General features: G+C 45.3%; 16 protein-coding genes and 3 pseudogenes. 5 read left to right on the forward strand and 14 right to left on the reverse strand.

Going from position 1 to position 19,596, the window contains the following annotated elements; genetic code table 11:
- The first annotated feature begins 289 nt into the window (after positions 1-289).
- The gene (locus NIT79A3_RS10505) at positions 290-727 is read left to right on the forward strand and encodes a carboxypeptidase-like regulatory domain-containing protein (protein ID WP_013966175.1); all 438 of its coding nucleotides are present in this window, start codon (positions 290-292) and stop codon (positions 725-727) included.
- A gap of 306 nt (positions 728-1,033) precedes the next feature.
- On the opposite strand, the pseudogene NIT79A3_RS19145 reads toward NIT79A3_RS10505, so the two are convergent.
- The 3 genes and pseudogenes from NIT79A3_RS19145 to NIT79A3_RS10515 form a co-directional block, all read right to left on the reverse strand.
- A pseudogene (locus NIT79A3_RS19145) lies at positions 1,034-1,162 on the reverse strand (helix-turn-helix domain-containing protein); the annotation flags it as partial.
- Between the two features lie 52 nt (positions 1,163-1,214).
- Entirely contained in the window at positions 1,215-1,412 is a 198-nt protein-coding gene (locus NIT79A3_RS10510) for a hypothetical protein (RefSeq protein ID WP_013966176.1), read from the reverse strand.
- A gap of 249 nt (positions 1,413-1,661) precedes the next feature.
- The gene (locus NIT79A3_RS10515) at positions 1,662-3,437 is read right to left on the reverse strand and encodes an EAL domain-containing protein (protein WP_013966177.1); all 1,776 of its coding nucleotides are present in this window, start codon (positions 3,435-3,437) and stop codon (positions 1,662-1,664) included.
- Positions 3,438-3,764: 327 nt separating this feature from the next.
- Here NIT79A3_RS10515 and NIT79A3_RS10520 point away from each other — a divergent pair.
- Positions 3,765-4,112, forward strand: a pseudogene (locus NIT79A3_RS10520) (ABC transporter ATP-binding protein); the annotation flags it as partial.
- 420 nt (positions 4,113-4,532) lie between these two features.
- Here the strand turns inward: NIT79A3_RS10520 and NIT79A3_RS10525 are convergent.
- From NIT79A3_RS10525 to NIT79A3_RS10540, 3 genes are all read right to left on the reverse strand, one after another.
- Positions 4,533-5,318: a carbonic anhydrase family protein gene (locus tag NIT79A3_RS10525; RefSeq protein WP_013966179.1), complete on the reverse strand. Its 786-nt coding sequence runs from the start codon at positions 5,316-5,318 to the stop codon at positions 4,533-4,535.
- A 396-nt stretch (positions 5,319-5,714) separates the two neighbouring features.
- Positions 5,715-5,927 (reverse strand): hypothetical protein, encoded by a 213-nt coding sequence (locus NIT79A3_RS10535; protein ID WP_198009348.1) that lies wholly within the window; start codon positions 5,925-5,927, stop codon positions 5,715-5,717.
- Between the two features lie 215 nt (positions 5,928-6,142).
- Positions 6,143-10,219, reverse strand: a complete 4,077-nt coding sequence (locus NIT79A3_RS10540; RefSeq protein ID WP_013966181.1) for a hypothetical protein — start codon at positions 10,217-10,219, stop codon at positions 6,143-6,145.
- 469 nt (positions 10,220-10,688) lie between these two features.
- Between NIT79A3_RS10540 and NIT79A3_RS10545 the strand changes: the two genes are divergently transcribed.
- Positions 10,689-11,279 (forward strand): hypothetical protein, encoded by a 591-nt coding sequence (locus NIT79A3_RS10545; protein ID WP_041360315.1) that lies wholly within the window; start codon positions 10,689-10,691, stop codon positions 11,277-11,279.
- A 260-nt stretch (positions 11,280-11,539) separates the two neighbouring features.
- Here the strand turns inward: NIT79A3_RS10545 and NIT79A3_RS10550 are convergent, their stop codons facing one another.
- The gene (locus tag NIT79A3_RS10550) at positions 11,540-11,941 is read right to left on the reverse strand and encodes a hypothetical protein (RefSeq protein WP_198009349.1); all 402 of its coding nucleotides are present in this window, start codon (positions 11,939-11,941) and stop codon (positions 11,540-11,542) included.
- A 127-nt stretch (positions 11,942-12,068) separates the two neighbouring features.
- On the opposite strand from NIT79A3_RS10550, the pseudogene NIT79A3_RS10555 reads away from it, so the two are divergent.
- Positions 12,069-13,047 (forward strand): annotated as a pseudogene (locus tag NIT79A3_RS10555) (IS1595-like element ISNtsp4 family transposase).
- On the opposite strand, the gene NIT79A3_RS10560 reads toward NIT79A3_RS10555, so the two are convergent.
- The 7 genes from NIT79A3_RS10560 to NIT79A3_RS10590 form a co-directional block, all read right to left on the reverse strand.
- Positions 13,026-13,580: a hypothetical protein gene (locus tag NIT79A3_RS10560; protein WP_013966183.1), complete on the reverse strand. Its 555-nt coding sequence runs from the start codon at positions 13,578-13,580 to the stop codon at positions 13,026-13,028. The pseudogene NIT79A3_RS10555 and the gene NIT79A3_RS10560 overlap by 22 nt on opposite strands.
- A 137-nt stretch (positions 13,581-13,717) precedes the next feature.
- Positions 13,718-14,236, reverse strand: coding sequence for a GNAT family N-acetyltransferase (locus NIT79A3_RS10565; RefSeq protein WP_013966184.1), 519 nt, complete (start codon positions 14,234-14,236; stop codon positions 13,718-13,720).
- Positions 14,237-14,285: 49 nt separating this feature from the next.
- Complete coding sequence (locus tag NIT79A3_RS10570; RefSeq protein ID WP_013966185.1) at positions 14,286-14,666, reverse strand: SirB2 family protein; 381 nt, start codon at positions 14,664-14,666, stop codon at positions 14,286-14,288.
- Positions 14,667-14,668: 2 nt separating this feature from the next.
- Positions 14,669-15,154, reverse strand: a complete 486-nt coding sequence (locus NIT79A3_RS10575; RefSeq protein ID WP_013966186.1) for a membrane protein — start codon at positions 15,152-15,154, stop codon at positions 14,669-14,671.
- A 116-nt stretch (positions 15,155-15,270) separates the two neighbouring features.
- Positions 15,271-15,627 carry an STAS/SEC14 domain-containing protein gene (locus tag NIT79A3_RS10580; protein ID WP_013966187.1) on the reverse strand — a complete coding sequence of 119 codons (357 nt, stop codon included), beginning with the start codon at positions 15,625-15,627 and terminating at the stop codon, positions 15,271-15,273.
- Positions 15,628-15,712: 85 nt separating this feature from the next.
- Entirely contained in the window at positions 15,713-16,573 is an 861-nt protein-coding gene (locus tag NIT79A3_RS10585) for a DMT family transporter (RefSeq protein WP_348225603.1), read from the reverse strand.
- A gap of 44 nt (positions 16,574-16,617) precedes the next feature.
- A complete protein-coding gene (locus NIT79A3_RS10590; RefSeq protein ID WP_013966189.1) occupies positions 16,618-17,724 on the reverse strand; it encodes an aromatic ring-hydroxylating dioxygenase subunit alpha in 1,107 nt (368 codons plus the stop codon).
- Positions 17,725-17,948: 224 nt separating this feature from the next.
- Here NIT79A3_RS10590 and NIT79A3_RS10595 point away from each other — a divergent pair, with 224 nt between their 5' ends.
- The gene (locus NIT79A3_RS10595) at positions 17,949-19,373 is read left to right on the forward strand and encodes a hypothetical protein (RefSeq protein ID WP_013966190.1); all 1,425 of its coding nucleotides are present in this window, start codon (positions 17,949-17,951) and stop codon (positions 19,371-19,373) included.
- Positions 19,374-19,596 lie beyond the last annotated feature (223 nt).

Raw genomic sequence — 19,596 nt, forward strand, 5'->3', positions numbered from 1 at the left:
ACTTGGGCAATGTGATGCAAATCTAGTTGCGGTTTAACACGATATTTTCTATATTTGACAGCACATACATCACAATGCGTCTATGTGCGTTACTGCACAGAACTGGTTCAAAGATAATTGTAATGTGTTTCTTTTATTTTGTGGAATAAGCAAGTCGTGCTTTGGTCGCAACAATTTCGTTATGACTATAAAACTGTCGGCAGGTGAATCCAGATGGATCTGTTGCATAGCGATATAAAGCGCGATGAAATTCTTTTTAAATGAACACTTATCAAGATTCGAAGCCAATATGAAAATTAAAATCAGTCAAATAATTATAGCGCTAACCGGGATTTTTTCAATTGCAAGTTTTGCTGAAGTAACGTCATCACTTCCACTCGTTAAATTGCAAGGGCAAACGCAATTTATTTCTGGAGGCATAGGCAAAGATGAATCGGAAGCAATATTGCAGGCAGGAAAAGCATGGGCATTGATGCTTGAATTATCACAAGAAACCGGCTCCAAAGCCCAATACATCAGTGATGTCCACGTATTAATTAAAGACAAGGCAGGCAATACTGTTCTTGATACCACCACTGAAGGCCCCTACCTGTTGGTAAACCTTGCCCCAGGAAACTATTCCCTTAATGCCACCTACGAGTTAACTACCCTCCATCGCGATCTAAATATTCAAGAAAAGCATGGGAAAATAATTACATTAACCTGGCCAGCCGCCAAAAAAGATTAACCCTGAGTACAGTTGTTGAAAAAGTTAGTAGCATGGGGATCTCAACAAACCTAGTGTTTACCGTGAATTACTCGGGCAGTATGATTGCTCGCGCAGCATTATCACCCCACTGCAGAATGAGCTCAATTCCCCTAACAGGCAGTTGAGAAACTATCTGCGGTGTTAAAAACAGACTCAAGATGCTCATTTATTAAGCATAAACTGCGCTTCTTCGCCTGTTTTTGCCTTGCATCGGCTGCCTCGCAAACGTTTTTCAACGACCTGTAGATCTGGATCAAGTTTAATGCTTCCAACCGTTTGTCTCTACAGTTCCTGATAACGATAAAAAGTATCTCTGGACATACCCATTATCTTGTAGGCTTTTGCGACATTCTGCAGCGTTTCGGCCAGATTGAGTAATCTCGCCTTATGCGACACATGTTCAAAACCACGCACTGGCTTTTCGCACTGGCTTTTCGCATCGGCTAACCGCCAGAAAATCCCTTGCTTAGTATGATTTCGCTGGTACCACGATAACCTTTTCGTCAGTTCTCTCTGGAACCACGATAATCTTTTCATTGGTTCCGGATGGCCCTTGGTTACCCTGCGGCCCTTGTGGACCAGGCGTTCCAGAACCAAACGACAAGCAACCGCTTGTTCCCGCGACAATCATCGCTACCACTGTAAACAATTTTAAGATTTTCATTCGATTCTCCTTTTCATTACAGATTTATATTCTAAGAGCAGCATAATTTATTGCCGGAATTATGTCTGTCTGTTACCGCACATAGCCTATTAAGATCTGATCAGGAATTTTCAGCTAGCCATCGGGCAATTCGTATCCGCATACATGATCATTTGTCAGCTGCAGTTCTCTAAGAAATTAAATTTTATAAATATCGAGCAACAGGTCACATTCATACAGAGCAATTACCGGAAATTTCCAGGCCGATGTTCAGACGCCTTGCGCAATTTTTTCGAAACCCTCAACAGGTAAAGGTTGGCTGAAAAAATAACCCTGATAAGCATGACAACCCGAGACGGCCAAAAAATTCCGTTGCGCTTCTGTTTCGACACCTTCTGCGATTACTCCCAATCCAAGGCTCTGACCCAGAGCCACGATAGTCCTGGCAATCGCGGCGTCGTTGGGATCGGTGAGTATGTCGCGTACAAACGACCGATCAATCTTCAACTGATCCAGCGGCAAACGTTTCAAGTACGACAAGGATGAGTATCCTGTCCCGAAATCATCCAGTGAAAAACATATCCCCTTTGCCTTCAATGCGAACATTTTTTCGACTGTATCCTCGACGTCATGTATCAGCAGGCTCTCTGTCAGCTCAAGCTTCAGTCGACTGGGATTGGCGCCCGTGTTCTTCAGTATTTTTAATATTTGATCGACGAAGTCAGGTTGGCGAAATTGGTTCGCACTGACATTCACCGCAATCGTGAGATCCGCCATCTCAAGCTGGTCGGCCCAGACAACCAAACGAGCACAAGCAGTTTCCAGAACCCATTTTCCCAGAAGCTGGATCAGCCCGGTTTCTTCGGCCAATGAAATGAATTCGGCGGGAGGTACCATGCCACGCTGGGGATGCTGCCAGCGCAACAGGACTTCGGCACCCGTGATGCGGTTCTCACCTGTTATCTGAGCCTGATAGTGAAGTACGAACTGCTTCTCCTCGATAGCGCGCCGCAAATCGTTTTCCATCCCAGCGCGCTTCATTACGGCCAACTCCATGTTCGGATCAAAAAAACGTAGTGTATTGCGCCCGGCTTCCTTGGATTTGTACATGGCAAGATCAGCCTGCTTCATCAGATCATCACTGTTAATCAGATCGTCCTTAAAAAGCGTTACACCCATGCTTGCCGTGCTATTATGCAACGCACCGCCAATTTGGTATGGCTGGTTAAGCGCGACGTTCATCTTTCTGACAACGGTTTTGACGCCCTTGGCCGCCTCCGCTTTATCTGCATTCAATCCGGCAAGCACGACTACGAATTCATCACCGCCCAATCGGGCAACGGTGTCGCCTTCACGCACACACAAAGTCAGACGCTGCCCGATTTGTTTGAGCAGCGCATCGCCCTTGTCATGACCCAGGGTGTCGTTAAGATTCTTGAAATTATCCATATCCATGAACAACAGCGCACAAAATATACCGCTGCGTGAGCTGGCGAACATAGCCTGCTTCAGCCGATCCTGCAAGAGTAACCGGTTGGGCAAACCGGTAAGTTGATCAAAGAATGCCAGTTCTTTGATCCTTTCGTCCGTCTTCTTTCTCTCAGTGATGTTGCGGATGTTGCACTGAATTACGTTCGTCCCTTCACAGTCGTAACTATTACTGACAAACTCAACCGCTATTAATGCACCTGCTTTTGTCCTGAGCGGAAGATCTCCGTAACGTACATAGCCTTCTGCTTGTATCTTAGAAAACATTTTCTGGCTTTCAGCAATGTCGGTAAACGTACCAACTTCCCACAACTTTTTTCCTAGAAACTCCGCATGCGTATAACCCAACATCTCGATCAAATAAGGGTTAACATCTTCAATCTGCCCAGTATCGGCATTGAGAAGCAGAATCCCATCGCGAGCGGATTCAAACAGCCGACGGTAGCGGCTTTCCGATACCAGTAACGCTTTCAGAGCAAGATCGCTCATCGATTTGGAGGTAGGTGTCTGCGCTGGCACCGAAGGAGAAGTTCGCAAGGTATTTTTTGGATTGCGCATAGCTTATTTAATGAAGAGTGTTAAACGATCGGCAATATCCTGTGCTAACACAACGGCAACTTAAGATTTCAACCTTTTACTTCTTAAATATACCGTAAATAATTATATATTTAACCTTCCGTACGCGAGTTGTCTGTGCGATAAGCAACATAAACCAACCGCCGGCCAATTATCGGCTGCCGGTATTCATAGCCTAATCCTGTTATTTTTAATGATCTGGGGCCTGTTAGCAGAAAATAGATTGCCTACTTTTGTTCGCATTGAATTTATACATTCAGTACGTTAGTAAACTTTGATAAAGTGTACGTTTTCACTTCGAGAAAAGTGATGACACTACTTGAAATACGCAATGTAACCAAGCGATTAGGAAAGTTCACCGCCGTAGATAATTTTAGTATCGAGATCAAAGCCGGTGAATTCTTCACGCTGCTGGGTCCATCCGGTTGTGGCAAGACGACGTTATTACGCATGATCGCCGGTTTTGATGCGCCCGACGGCGGGCAAATTTTGCTCGATGGTGAAGATATTGTCGGCTTTCCTCCGGAGAAACGTCCCTTTCATACCGTTTTCCAGAGCTATGCGCCATTTCCGCATATGACAGTAACCGACAATATCGGATCCTCGCTGAAAATGTCGGGCAAAACGCGCGAAGAAATTAAAATCCGCGTTGCCGAAACACTGGCAGACAAAACAAATAGGTGTCCAGAATCAAGAATATCTAATCGTACAGAGCTCTTGAAAGAAGGTATTCTGGCAGCTGATTGGCAGCAGCGGTTTCAACGGCTATCAACAAATCGTTGTTATTGATTAAGGTGTACTGCTTATAGCCAAAAACTGACTTGCCGCCTTTCTTAACCAGCGTACACCTGCAGTTGCTAATATCCTTATACAAGCAGCATGGAGAGATAGATGAACAAAGCCTTATCCACCAATGGAAAAAAATAACGGAAGAGTATAAAGAAAAACCCAGAGAATGCTGTGGCAATCGGCACACAACCGCGCCATAGAAACACTGAGCAGTTTACTGGAATAAAAAGGGATTCAAATCAAACTTTGAATCCCTCCGGAACTACTGATTACAGCGAGAGAAGAAGCTTAGTGATTTATCCTTTGTGAAACAGAGCGGCCGTTCAGTTCTTGCTTATTCCTGGCATTATCGGAATAAATGCTTTTCAATTGTGCAAGCTGCTCTTGCGAAATGGTGATCGGTTCTGACAAAACCAGCCAGTTAACGCCTTCACTACACGGTGGCGTTGTGAGAGAGCCTGCCAGAGAATAATGATCCATTTGATTTTTAGGCAATAATGATCCCGGATTCAGCCGGATACCGGATTGATCGTTTTGTTCGCCACTGGTAGCCGGCACATTGTCCAAAATAGTCTGGAATACCGGATTGCTCTCGCCTTCTTCTATCAAGACGCTGACAACAGCAATTTTTCCATCGTCTTTAATATGTACATAATGCAATTCCGCAGGAAACTTTTTTTCTCCAATGACATGTTCACTGGGTTCATGGAAATGAAATTGTATTAATGGATAAGATTCTTCACCAATAACCGCGTGACCTTGGTAATCATCCGATGTATTGACCTGCGCCGCATGGCCGGTATTATAAAAAACCGGTTTATCGGTAGGATATCTAAACTTTAATCTATCCAGCCGTTCTTCGTGGCTTAATGCTGTCAAATCTATGGGGGATTGATGTTTACCAATGCCACAAGTGGCATATGGATACATCAACGGCACTTCTGACTGGGTATCATCTTTAATCGCACCCCATTGCGATTGTTCATCATAACCCCAGTGCGGACTGGAAATCGCAACGGTTGCGTAGCCTATAAAAATTGTAGAAGCCAGGTTTCTCAATATTTTTGTACTCATTGGTTAACTCCGATTTCAGATAGTCATTGGATTAGCAGGTACTCTTTTTGCAAAATTCAACCATGGCTGGTTTCTTGGTCTGCTTCGAATCCTGAGGGGATTGAGAATTTTCTTTGGTGGTTGACGAATCTGATGGTGACGTCTGCTTTTGTTGATCCGAGTCAGAGGATAATTTGGATTTATCTCCCGCTGATTCAGCAAAACATGAAGTACTAAAAGTCAATGCAGCAACCAGAAATATTTTTATAAGCATAAATTCCTCATTATTAAAAAAGGATTAGTCGAGCTCTTATCATTCAAACAGCGTCCAACCTGTTCAGTAGAAATTGTAGCGAAAAATAATTAAGATGAAATACGTGTGAACACCTATAGCAATTAGCGCGCAAACTTGTTTAGCTAAATAATTTTTTCAAGATATTCGATCGTTAACCCGGGAACTTTGGGCACACCGATACCCAGATGCAATGGATAAGTTTCAATCCTGCCGGTGCGCGAGTACCCTCTGCGTTGATAAAATGCGATTAATTCCGGGCGCTGTGATATCACAAACATGACAAACTTGTGCACGCGCAGAGTGCTGAATGCAATACTTTCTGTCTGCTCAAGCACATACTTGCCGAGCCTTTTTCTTTGCAAATTGAGGTCAGAACACAGACTGGATCCCATATTATAGATTCGACCATTTTAAGTAATGAAGTCTCAAACTAAGAATATAGCCGATGGCATAACGATAATTTTTATTTCGTGACCTTGTGGGATGTCTATTGACTTGCATTGGATCCGCGACAAAGTACCTTCCCCCCAGTATTGCCGTAGCTTTGAGTTTATTTCCGTGGAAGCGCGCAATCAATTACACAAATCCGAATACGATGCATTTCTTCTGATGTCAGTGTCTGTTTCAAACGATTCTCCAATTCAGGAGCAGTAGTGGGTTTCTTACCGCCATCGACAGGAGAGGGCATCCCTTCCCCATCAAACCAAAACACCAAATAAATTCCATACCCATCCGTACCCGGATCGCGAACATATTTGGCAATCAATTGCTCACGAATCGCACGCCAAAGATCAGCATGACTGTCTTTCTTGATTTCGATGGGAATGTTGAATCCATTGGCGCCGTCAAATGAAACCCTGATGTCAGCACGCTTGTCGTCCGCGTAACTGCCCTCCCTTTCGGCATTAATACTGAGCTTCCCAAGCCGCTCCCGCAGATCGGACAGCAAAGCATCGCGGCAATCGTTCTCAGGTTTGGGTTTTTCCAGTTTTTTATTATTTGCGTCGTAGCTCCAATATTGCCGGTAATCGTTGGTACTGCCATCACGAATTTTCCGCGCGATACCGCGCAAATGATCAAAAGTCAAAGCAGCCAGATCGGCAGCACTAGCTGGTTGAAGGTTAGCCAGCGTGCGACCAATTTCCGTGATGCTTAAGCGTTTGAACGACACCTTGCGTCGAATAATACGCTGAGAATGCAAAGCGTTGCGCAAATGACTCTGCCAAGACTTAAGCTCAGGTAGATTCTGTAAACGTTCAAGTTCACAGGCAGCTCCTTCCGTAGGGTAATTACTTAGTTTATTGATAAAGGAGCGTACCAAGTCGGCTGCGTTCATGGATAAGCTAACCGTATAAGCCCCAATTACACGTTCGGGAGAACAATCCGGTGCCAGCAATTCGATCAGACGGCCAAGCGCAGTTTCGGAAATTAACACCCAATCGGGCAAATGGCGTTCGACGTGGTCGTGATAGAAAAAATTTACCAAGCATCCCTTCCGCACAGCGTTCGCTCCAATATGCTGAAACAATCGGGTTTCATAAATATCCGGGGCAATCAGCAAACCACAACTTAACCAGTACACTCGCTGCGTAGCATTCATACTTTTTAGTTCAAGTTTTCGAGCGACCAATGTTGTAAATACTTCCCGGTCAAGGTAACGCAATGCACCTTTTAGCAGCAGAACAAGTGTGTTCGGTAACTGAATTCTTCGGGCGCGTAACGAAAATTCTTCCAGAAGTTTCGGTAGCACCGCGCGTGCAACCTCACTATACGCATCGTCACACACCAAGGAACTCAGCCCGGAAACATGCTCTTTCCCCGCACGCAACATGGCCAGGAGGTAAACTAGCAGTACTTCCGCCACCAACGCAGGACGTTGCCGTACAAGTGCCTTAAACCATTCCGAATCATTGTAATTGCCATAAGTAAGCTGGAACGCTATTAAGCGTGACAACACAGCATCTTCAAGCCGTAACGCATTGATTGGATCATTCTGAAATAATTCATCCATACCAACCAAGCAAACCAAACGAATATGATCCCATTCTGACCTAATTTCCAAATCAACAATTTCACTCACACTCGGCAAATCGTTACGATTAAGCGCTTGGCGAAAACCTGAATAAGCCGCTTCGATCAGTTCCTCATCGTCATTCAGAAAATTCACAAGACGTTCGCGAGATGTTTCCCCCCAGGTCTCGTCACTTAATCCCTCATATGCCAAAGCAAGTTCATCCAATATCTTTGGATGCGCACTGCCATCCCGAATAACTGCAATATGTTGACGAAAAGATTTAATCCAGCCTTTTTTCTGCTCTTCCTGCCCGATTCTGCGTTGCCGATCTTCGAGGGCGAATTTATGTTGCCAATCTCCGATGGGACAAGATATAACTTGTTCAAACTGGACTTGAAAATTGGGATGTGCCGCAATCCATATTTCAAGAAACTCCAACATCGAGAGAGTCAATTCCTGCTGTTCTCCTCGCTGCTTTAGCTGCCGAATAGCTTGATCAAAATAAAATTCCGCTAATTCGCGATATTGTTCCGTTGCCGCTTTCTCCAGATACCACATTTCAATTCCGTTTGGAGGCCGTGACCGGTACAGGTGATTTTCACAGCGATACATGCAAGCCCGAGTATTCTCATGATTGGCGCATCGTGCAGCACCCAGTTCAATCATGGCTTTATAACGTTCAGGCCGATCAGCAAACCATGCTGCAATAAATTCAGCGCTTTCTCGATCAAGCCTAGGGCCGCCATGCTCGTTAAGACCAATGCCTAACCAGTCATAGAGCTGTTCATTGGCAATTGTATCGCCGAACTCCTTTAATCCGCGCACCAGCAGATTTCCCGCCATACGGTTTTGATGATGCTCTTTCAGAATATGATCGATATCCGGTTTTACTTGTATGAATCTATCAAGCACAGCCAACAAGCTTTCTTTGGAAGATTTTTCCGGAAGATAGTGAATCCAAAAAACACGATAACTGCCAATCAAACTTTCAATTCTTGGAACATGCAAGTAATCAAATATTCTGTCAGGCGGAATAAGCTGCGGATAAAGCTCTTTTAGAATAATACCGAGTATTTCATCATCACAGTCTTCGACAATACCAGCGCGAATATCCACCGCGAATTTCAGCAACGTTACACAATCATCCAGAGCATTACGAACCCACGTTTTTATCGCACTTGTTCTAACGAATCGGTGGTAGCTGCTATCGCGCGCAATAACTTCGAGTAAATCATTAAGATTTGATAGTGGTTCGCCATAACGGATCGCTTCCAGCGCGCAATTTAATATCTCCTGATCCGTTTGCTCGCGAGAAGGCGAAATCAATATTTCACGCAATAGCGGCTCAATATCCTTCGTGCCCAATGCGCCAAAAGGTGAGGAAGAAAAATCTTCCGAACGAAACCACGGATTGCGTTGCGCTTCATTTTTTAAAGCGGCAAAAACAAATTTTTTATCCGCCAATGGGAAATGCCGCACATCGCCATATAGCACCACACCCAATGGGTCGCGTTCGATTAAGAGGCGGCGCGACTCATTAAGACAATGAACCGAAAGCCATGCGGCAAATCCGCGCAGATCGGTGACTACGCCGCCATCCGCACCTGTCATCAATGCAAGCACGCGGGCAAACGGCAAACCATCATCCTTGATACGTAAAGCAAGATGGCGCGCCCCGAGAAATTCAGCAATGCTGCGATGCACCGGGACGCGCAATTCTTCACCATCACCCTGAAACAAATTGGTTTTCAGTGCAGCAAACAGTGGAAGATTAGACTCTATCAATTCCTTCCAGGAAGGATGCTGATCATCTACCCATTCTTCATCGAGCGAAAAACCAGCCACACCCGATAACAACTGAATGGCACACAAATATCCTACAGCATCCAGCAGTATATCTTCGGAAAATGGCTGTTCCCGTTTTGCTTGACGGTGCTCGCGATTTTCTTCTTTTATGAGCTTTTTGCAAGCCATTTCATAAACCTGCATACGGCTTTGCGGCCATTCGTTTCCGCCTACTGCATTGACCAGCAAATTCAATGTTTGCGGATTGCGAAGTAGTTCATCCACCCGATGGATCCGCGCCTGGCGCATGAATTTAGCCGGATCGGAAACGGCGGGTTTATGCCGGAGAATTTCGGCGATGTCATTATCATTCAAGGGATCAAGATGCAACGCGATGATTTCGCTATCCGGCGATACCCACTTCAAGGCTTCGCTGTCACTCGCGCCCAGCCAATCCGCTTCGCGGCATGACAGACGGAATCGTGGACGGCCGAGTCTTGCCAGATGTTTACGAATGTCATCAAGTAGTATTCTGCTATCACCACCACCGACACGCATCTCGTCCAATCCGTCAATGAACAGGGTTTTGCCTTGGTACTCCACTCCAGGTTCGAAAGTGGCAAAGTCTCGCGCGCTAATATACTTGTCGCCGGATTCTTCCGCTTCTTGCTTAAAGGATGTAGTTTTACCCAATCCCGGATCGCCCAGTAACACGTATGCAGCTTGATCACGAAAGGATTCCAAAGAAAAACTTCTTCGCTCTTGCACTTTATCCGATCTGCGCGTGCAGGTACGCTGCACATGGAAAGGCTCTTCTTCCTTATTCAAGGCCTATGCTCTACGAAAGAAAGAGACTTCAGAAATCGAAGCATATTTCAGGGTTGTACTGTGCGATTGACATTAAAATGTTATTGTTTGTATTAATCTGTACCAAGTTTAAATGCATTCGCGATAAATTCGACATCGAGAGAATCCATTATCGCAAGTCTTTGGGGTCACACAAATCCAAATCTTTGGGATCAGGTACAGAATCAAGAATCCAATACCGGCAACGCACCCAACAAGATCACAAATCAAAAATCAAACTTAATTCATCGGCTATATTCTCAGTTCTGGACCTGGCTCCATGCTTCAATAACTGTCTTTTCGAGCATAGCGAGAAATCTATGCTATTGTTCCCCAAAGATTCCTCACTTCATTCGGAATGACAAGGTGGTTTATTCAGAGACTCCTCAACCAGGATGGTGAGATAATGCCGCCTGGTGAGCATGCCCATTAATGTTTCTACGAGAGGTTTATGATGCGCTTTATTTCTTCGTCGAATTGGCATAAAAGTTCTTTAGTACTCCGATTTTTGTTGTTAGGGGTAGCGACGACAATCAGTTTCTCAATTTCGGCCAGTCAGACTACCGGCACGGAGAAACACCCATTGGAAACAATTGAGATCGCAGGTATTTCGTTAAATACACCGCCGGAAACGATAACGAAAATTCTGCAAGCGCAAGATTACATCCCAGTCAATGAAACCCTCTATACCAAGCAGGAACCGGCACAAAACGGGCGCAGCACCGTCTACCGCGTAGAAATCGAGGATACGGCAACATCCCGCCAGTTGAGTTATTTCAGAAGTTTAACCGGCGGACGAAATAAAAGTCCTGCGGCACGCGATGCGGCTATTCCTGCAGCCGAAATAACCACAGCGCAACAACTTTATGATTTCGTTTGTGTCGTTCCGCAAGCACTACAAACGGAAAGAGCCTGCATGCCACAGACACCGGCAAATATTATTTTCGGCCATGGGCAATTGATTGCCATCGATGCGCATTACTCGGCATTACTGAAGGCATCGGACTCAAGTACATCAATGATTATCAAGTACATTGAGTGATTTTTTACAATATGCCTACCAAGCACCGAATCTCGAATCCAATACTGGCAACGCACACACCACCAAGTCACAAAACAGAAATCAGACTTAATCCGTCGGATATATTCTCGATTCGCGTATCTGACCCCGTGCTTCCCTGAATAACCGATATTTGTCATTCCAAACGTAGTGAGGAATCTTTGAGAATCAATTGCATAGATTTCTCGCTCTGCTCGAAATGACGGTTATCCAGAGTCTCCTTAAAAAATATAGTATTGCCCCTATTTATTGACCTTCAACAGCTCCTTGGCCAAATCAATCGCTTGACTGGCCGGATTTTGCACTTGCCTGCCAAAATTCAGGTGATCGGGAGAGAAATTATCAATCAAGGTGGTGAATTCGGTCTCGCCGGGTTGTTTCAATTCCAACACATCGGCACGGCTGTCATAAAATGCGGCAAGACGCATGCTATAGCGGTAAAGATTGGACAGGATACTGATGAAATAGATGACAAAACCAATCACACCCACGCGGGTAAAATTCAACGTCATGGTCGCATTGGTCGAAAGCTGATTGAGCGGATCAAAAAATTCATTAATGGTTTGCTCCGGTTCTTTCTTATCTGTCTCTGTTCGGTTAGCTGGTTTTTTTAAACGTGCAATTTTGTCATCGATGCCCTTCAATTTCTCTGTCAGTCTGCTTATTTCCTGTTGATCTGTTTTTACAATGGTTTGAAATAGGCTCTGTAGCAATTAATTGTTGAATTGCTAGTCAAATATGCATCGGAATGTAAAAGAGGGGTTATGCATCATGAAAGCAGCTGAATTCAAAGATTGGATAAAATCGATTGAGAGGATGAGCCGCGGTCAGCGAGACAAGCTTCGAGAAAGATTAGAAAGAAAAGCCGGTGCTGATACGATCATAGAATTGATTGAGCAAGGGCAGAATGAAGAACGAATTTGTTCCCTATTGTCAGGGAACAAAGCTGTATCGGTGGGGTAAAGCCAGTGAGTTACAACGCTACCGATGCCGCCACTGCAATCACACATTTAATGCCCTGACAGGCACGGCATTGGCCCGATTACGCCACAAAGACAAATGGTTTGATTATGAGCAAGCGATGGTTCAAGGGGTAAGTGTACGTAAAGCAGCGGTCAGCTGCGGAGTAACCACGAACACGAGCTTTAAATGGCGTCACCGTTTTTTGCGAACGCCTGCACTCCATCAATCTCCCAAAATGATTGGCATTGTTGAAGCTGACGAAATGTATTTTCTGGAATCTTTTAAGGGACAACATCATTTACCGAGAGCCGCACGCAAACGAGGCGGCAAAGCTGCCAAGCGCGGCACATCAAAAGAACAGATACCTGTGCTAGTGGTGCGCGATCGTTATGGTGAAACTGATGACCGTATACTGCATGACACAAGCGCAGAGCAAATCGGAACAGTGCTTATCCCTTTGTTAAGCAAAGATGTCATTCTCTGCACAGATGGAATGCCCGCCTACAGACAGATCACCAGGAATGCAAGAATTGTTCATCGTCCAGTCAACATTGCTGCAGGTCAACGAGTTATCAACGATGTTTACCACATTCAGAATGTTAATGCTTATGGCAGCCGACTCAGACAATGGATGGCGAAGTTCCATGGTGTGGCAACACGCTATCTTGCAAGTTATCTGGGGTGGCATAGAATGATTGACCGTCTCGGTCAGAACGTTACACCAACCCTTTGTTTCCTAATGTCACTTGGGAAAACAAGACAATTTCAACAGTTAATTACTACATAGCCTTGAAATACTTTTAAGTCAATTTTATTTTCATTTGAAAGCGTGTCCAATGCCTGGCCAAATTCATCCAATGTTTTTGCATTCATTAACAATGCATCATCAAGAATGATCAATTTATAAATACTGCCCATTTCACCCACAGCCCAGCCCGTTTGCGCAGTGATAAAACTCACCGAAGAGAGATTGTTAAAACCAGATTTAGTGATGACAAATCCGTTCCTTAAAACGGCAGCCCGTGCATCATCGTATTGATTCTTCCATCGAGAGAATGCAAATTCTCTGGAAGCTTCCAATGTGCCCTTTTCAACCGAAAGTTGTTGCACTTGACCGAGCATTTGTTCCTGCCCTGCCAGAATCTGAGGCAACCAATAAAATAAAAAACCACCGCCACCCAACGCTACCAGAATTAAAACCAAATATAGCGTCGAAATATACTTCAACCGCTTCGCGCGTTGACGTAATGCCGCAACCAGCGGAGGCAGAGAAAGTTGTTCATTTGCCATCGCTTTCTTCGATATGTCTTGCTCAGTCATCCTGTTATTCCTTGCACAAGCGGCGGAGTTGGATGGATGAACAAAGCCTCATCCACCAATGGAAAAATAATTACGGAAAAGTATAAAGGAAAAACTGGACAGTACTGCAATAATTACATTGATTCAACAGCCTTGAATTAAATGATCTTCTCTAGATATTCAATCGTTAACCCGGGAACCTTGGGCACACCGATACCCAGATGCAATGGATAAGTTTCAATCTTGCCGGTGCGCGAGTAGCCTCTGCGTTGATAAAATGCGATTAATTCCGGGCGTTGCGATACCACGAACATGACAAGCTTGTGCACACCCAGAGTGCGCAGCGCAAAGGTTTCCGCCTGTTCGAGCATATACTTGCCGAGCCCTTTTCCTTGCAGATTGGGGTGAACTGAGAAAAAACCGATATACGCAGAATCGTGTTCTTTAGCGACATAGATACAGGAAGCCAGGTTTTCCGGTTGATTGATGACAAAGAACCGTGCGCCGGGATTGGACATGGCCGTTTCCACTTCCTGCTGGTTGGTTCTATCACCCTGGATAATATGCGTTTCCCGGGTCCAGCCGGTTTCACCGCGATAGGTCAGATTAACCAGATCAGCTATCGCCTGCGCTTGATCCCGACTGGCTTTTTCAAGACAAAAATGCGAGAAATCCATCGGTTTTTAGGGTGTTTTGCAGGATAAAACAGTCTTGCCGGTTTTAGGATCAGAGGCCTAACACCGGGCTTTTGGTCAGAGCAACCAGTACGATATAAATAAACACACACTGCGCCGCAATCCAAGCGGTGATTTTTGTTCTCCGGGTTTTACCGAAGCGGATTGCTATCATGCCAAGACCGATATAGAGCAACAAACCGGTTACTTTGGCAGTTAACCAGGAATTATCGAGCGGATTTTGCTGAATGGTCATTGCCAATACAATGGCACTGGTCAGTAGAATGGTATCCACGATATGTGGCAAGATTCTTATCCACCGTTGGCGTAATTTCTCCGAATCTTGCATCAACCAGACGCCGCGCAAGAAGAACAACGCATAACTCACGATAACGCTACCCACATGAATCAGTTTTAGTACTGCGTAACTCATGCTCAGCTCCCGGCAATCAACCAGCCATGACTGCCTGCCACGGCACCGGCAATGGTGATCAAGCTCAGAATTAATAAAAACAGATGCTTACGCTGAATTTTAACAAATGTTTCTGCCGAAACATTTGTTTGCACCGGCGCAGTAGCTTGCTGACGCCGACCACGCGGTTCCATGACAAACAACATCACGCTAAACAACAACCAGATCAAAACCATCGTGTGCATCCACCAATATTGCCATTGCGTGAAACGCTGCCAGGCATCCAGTACATACACCATGTAAAAACCGCTCAGACCAACGATTAATGTGGAAACACGGGCTTGTGCGGCAAATCGTTGTCTGAATCGAACAAAAAATTCCACCGCTTCCGCAGGTGATTGCATGCGCGCCAGAGTCGGCAACAGTACGGTAGTCACCATAGCGACACCGCTGATCCAAAGCACCACGCCCAGAACATGCAATACTCTGGCAAAAACAAACTCATCCATGCGATTTCTTCTTACCGGTTAACATTTTTGAAAATGACCGAATTATCGAACCCGAATGTGCTGTAGCTAAGGTGTAATACTTTGATACAGCGCATCTGGCGATTATGCTCAGCACATCAACTATCTGTGCTGTCAGATGCCCATTCCTCGGCTTCTTCATAGTTATGGAACACCACTACGTTCGCATTGGTAAATAGATTAGAAACCCAGGCGCCCCACGCTTGCCATTCGTCATCAGTGACAATGGCCACCTTATTAAACTCACTGCCGTGATCACGCATGAATTTGATTTCTTCCCAGGCCACATCGACGGTGTAATCCAGCATGTCGCGCCAATCAAATAAAAGGTTTGCTTTGCCTTCAAAGTGCGACTGGTAAAGCACCTGCTGTTCAAATTCGTTATAGTCCGCTAACGTAAACTCTCCAATAATTGCAACAATAACGAGATTGCCTTTCTTTTGAATAGTAATCATGACCCCACCTCAAATGATAACAAGCCCATCATAGGCAATTAAACGGGATGGTGCAAATTTTGCTACCGGGAAATCGGTTGCGAAGTCACTTTTGTGCAACAGCAGGAGTCAGCTTAACACTCAAAAACCCGCTGAGCGATCCGCCGAGAATAATCAATCCCATACCCAGCCAAGCAATGGGCGGCAATAGCTCGTTCCATAGCAGGATGCCCCAAAGGCTGGCAAACAATACCGTACTATAACCCAGCGAAGTAACGACTAGCGTTACACCTTTGTGATAAGCACGCGTCATGGCAAGTTGTGCCAGAGTCGCTGTCAAGCCGGTGCCCAACAGCAGCAACAATCCGTGCCAGGTAATCGGATTGAACGCGGTAAACAGCAGCCATACCCCGGTAATCAGCGTACTGATCAATGTAAAATAAAACACCACGAGCCATTCCGTTTCGCCCAGATTGCCCAGTTGCTTGACATTGACATATGCAATCGCCGCAAAAAAACCAGAAGCCATACCCATCAGACTGGCAACCCAGTGATCTTCAGGTAAAGTAGGCCGCATCAGCAGAATAACACCAGCAAAGCCAAGCAAAATTGTGCAGATTAACGGCCAATGGATATGTTCTTTGAGAATCAGCGTGGAAAATAGCGCCACAAAAAGCGGCCAGGTGTAATTCAACGAAATGGCCGTTGCTAATGGCAATTGCGTCAGGCAATAAAAGAACATCAACAAACTGACCAGACCGGAGATCCCCCGCCAGCAGTGAATCCGCCAATGCGGGGTGCGCACCGGGAGGCGATAGTAACGGAGGATCAAATAAGTCATCCAGACACCAAATAACGAGCGGTAAAATACCAGCTCGGTACTGGAAAAATAAGCGGCACCCAGTTTGACCAGCACACCCATGCAAGCAAACATAAATGCAGCCACCAGCATCCACAGCGAGCGCACTCGTTGGCCCTTCCTAGAATACAGAAATTGCGGTTAAGCGATGATCAAACATGCGGCCCGATTTCTCTTTGCAAGAATTGATGAAAATGCTCCATCCCCGCTTCCATAGGGATTTGGTACGGTCCCGTTTCATTGCGGTTCTGTTCGTATAACGCACGCCGTCCGGCGGTCATCAATTTACAGATCTCATCATCTTCAAGTGCAGTTTCTTTATAGGCAGCCTGTTCCGCTTCAACAAAATCACGTTCAAACAGTGCAATTTCTTCCGGATAGTAAAATTCCACCACGTTCGTGCAACTCTCAACCCCGGTAGGCAGTATTGTGCTGATTACCAAGGTATGGGGATACCATTCGAGCATGATATTGGGATAATAAAGCAGCCATATCGCACCATGCGGCGGTGTTTTTCCTTCCGTCTGTTGCAGCACCTGCTCGTGCCATTTGGCATAAACCGGGCTGCCTGGCCGCTGAAAGCGTGCATTATCGATTGCTATCGTTTGCACACTATACCAGTCGCCAAACTCCCAATCGAGTTGCTCGGTATTCACAAAATGACTTAAACCCGGATGAAATGGGTCAACATGGTAATCTTCCAGATACACTTCAATAAATGTTTTCCAGTTACATGGATACTCATCAATTTGAATACGGTCCAGCAGATAACCGGAAAAGTCAAAATCCTTAAGCACACTCAGATTAGCCATATCTTGCGAAACCTTGCGCTTGCCGTTAAATAACAAACCATTCCAACTTTGCAGTGGCGTCTTATCTAGATTAAGACAAGGATTCTGCTTGAAATGCGGCGCGCCCAGCAATTTGCCGTCCAGTGCATAAGTCCAGCGATGAATAGGGCACACAATACTCTTAGTACTGCTTCTACCTTTCAACAAAAGCGCTTGCCGGTGACGGCAAACATTAGAAAGTAACTCAATACCTTGCCCATTGCGCACCAGTACCTTGGCATTGTTCATCCACTCCGGCACATAATAATCCCCAACATTGGGTACCATCACTTCATGCCCCACGTAGCCAGGACCTTGATCAAACAGAATACGTTTCTCAATCTCAAGGATTTTAGGATCCAAGTACCAATCGATGGGGAGCTGCACTGACATCTCTGTCAGTTGTGAGATCTCAGCCATGTTAGACATATAAATACCTTATATCTCCCGAATAAAAAATTAGCGGCGAAAATACACGAAAAGACAAAAATTTAAAACCAATTTAAGCAAGTGAGGAAAGAAAAATTGAATGCTTCGCTATAATAGCAATCTTTTGGTAGTAAAATATTAGTATCCATTTGCACGTTATGCGTACAAAATTGCGAATTGTACAATATTGAATTATTTAATTAATCAAAAAGAGAGCCTCTTGAATGAAATTTACACACCCGTTAAGAAAGAATTCCTGGATACCCATATTATCCACTCTATTTATTGTTGGTCTAACAGCCTGTGGCAGCGGCGATGAAAAATCAGCCGCGTCGTCATCCTCAACTTCATCATCAACGACGGCGTCTAATAGGACCATGCCTACAGGTCCAGCGACTGGTATTTTGGTTGACTCCCCTGTTTCCGGTATATCCTATGCCGCATCTTCCGGCAAATCGGGCTTAACCAATGATAAAGGCAGCTTTAATTTTAATCACGGTGACAAAATCGAATTTAAACTGGGTGGTTTGACACTGGGCAATATCCCAGGTTCACAAATAGTGACACCGATCGAATTGGCCAACGGCAATGACAATAAATTACAGAATCTGCTAATTCTGTTGCAATCTCTGGATTCCGATAGCGATCTTTCAAACGGCATCGCCATTTCGAGCGAAGCAGCCGCTGCTGTCAAGTCATCGATTAATCTGGAAAGCGATCCGGAAACATTTGCCAGTTCGGCCAATTTAAAAAACATCATGGAAACCAGTGGCATCGAAGGCAATATCAGAACACCCGAAGAAGCCCGCACGCACTTCCTCTCACAAGGCACCGCTCTTCTCAGCGCTCAAATCTGGGTGAGCTATGACAATACAACAGCCAGCGTCCTGCGGATCGCTGCCGACAGCAGCGGAGAATATTTGCAGGGCGATGCCAGACCGGATGATTCCTGCGATGAAAACCGTGTTTGTGGCGGCCGTACCATTTTTCAATCCGGTGTCGAATACGGTGTTGCTATTGCAGAAGAATTTGATACCCGTGGATTCAAACTGACTGGAAAACCCTCCGTTGACACCAACCTGAAGGCTGGATTCTCCAATCCTGGTCCAACCCGCCGGGTTCGCACCGATGGTCTTGAGTTGATCAACTCCGACATCGTCATTGTGCAAAGAGCGCGCGCAGAAAGCAGTGTATTTGGCGAACTGTTCCATATCGCCAAACCGATTCAGCTGAGCGATGAAAATGAAGTGGTAGAAAAGGAAGTCAAAGAAACACGCTACGCAAAAATTGATAACGATCCGTCTGGTATCACCGGCGCATGGGCCTATGACGAGCATGCCATCCAAACACAAACCTTGGTTTTCTTTCCAAACGGCAAATTTCTGATGATTGACCCGACCGGCGCTACCCAGCGGGCAGATCAAGCAAAATGCGGGAAACCCGGTATCGAATTTGCTTCCTACGCGTATAACAAAGGTGCCAACAAGCTAAACTTATCCAGTTTTACGTACAACACCAATGGATGCGCTGGCTTCTCTGATCTGGACAACAATACGGCAATCGGCTTCTCGATCAGTTCTGATGGAAATACCGCCAAACTCGAAAAACCAGGTGATGAATCGGTGACGGTCTATCGGGTTTCCAGATAACACGGTTACTAATAATAAATTAAAAACACTCACCGGAATTGCACGAATTGCCGGTGAGTGCTTTGTCTTTAAGGAAACTCTGAATAACTGTCATATGTCATTCCGAACAAAGTGAGGAATCTTTGGCAATCAATACCATAGATTTCTCGCTACGCTCGAAATGGCAGTTATTCAGAGTTTCCTTAAGGTAGCAAATGCTTTAATCACTCCGGACTAACCTGCC

The organism is Nitrosomonas sp. Is79A3, from assembly GCF_000219585.1.
GTDB lineage: Bacteria > Pseudomonadota > Gammaproteobacteria > Burkholderiales > Nitrosomonadaceae > Nitrosomonas.

Bases quoted from the DNA above. Each gene is read 5' to 3' on its own strand.
- NIT79A3_RS10565 (WP_013966184.1), bottom strand. From the start codon at position 14,236: ATGGATTTCTCGCATTTTTGTCTTGAAAAAGCCAGTCGGGATCAAGCG.
- NIT79A3_RS10525 (WP_013966179.1), bottom strand. From the start codon at position 5,318: ATGAGTACAAAAATATTGAGAAACCTGGCTTCTACAATTTTTATAGGC.
- NIT79A3_RS10560 (WP_013966183.1), bottom strand. From the start codon at position 13,580: ATGACTGAGCAAGACATATCGAAGAAAGCGATGGCAAATGAACAACTT.
- NIT79A3_RS10590 (WP_013966189.1), bottom strand. From the start codon at position 17,724: ATGTCTAACATGGCTGAGATCTCACAACTGACAGAGATGTCAGTGCAG.
- NIT79A3_RS10505 (WP_013966175.1), top strand. From the start codon at position 290: ATGAAAATTAAAATCAGTCAAATAATTATAGCGCTAACCGGGATTTTT.
- NIT79A3_RS10595 (WP_013966190.1), top strand. From the start codon at position 17,949: ATGAAATTTACACACCCGTTAAGAAAGAATTCCTGGATACCCATATTA.
- NIT79A3_RS10545 (WP_041360315.1), top strand. From the start codon at position 10,689: ATGATGCGCTTTATTTCTTCGTCGAATTGGCATAAAAGTTCTTTAGTA.
- NIT79A3_RS10510 (WP_013966176.1), bottom strand. From the start codon at position 1,412: ATGAAAATCTTAAAATTGTTTACAGTGGTAGCGATGATTGTCGCGGGA.
- NIT79A3_RS10580 (WP_013966187.1), bottom strand. From the start codon at position 15,627: ATGATTACTATTCAAAAGAAAGGCAATCTCGTTATTGTTGCAATTATT.
- NIT79A3_RS10575 (WP_013966186.1), bottom strand. From the start codon at position 15,154: ATGGATGAGTTTGTTTTTGCCAGAGTATTGCATGTTCTGGGCGTGGTG.
- NIT79A3_RS10515 (WP_013966177.1), bottom strand. From the start codon at position 3,437: ATGCGCAATCCAAAAAATACCTTGCGAACTTCTCCTTCGGTGCCAGCG.
- NIT79A3_RS10570 (WP_013966185.1), bottom strand. From the start codon at position 14,666: ATGAGTTACGCAGTACTAAAACTGATTCATGTGGGTAGCGTTATCGTG.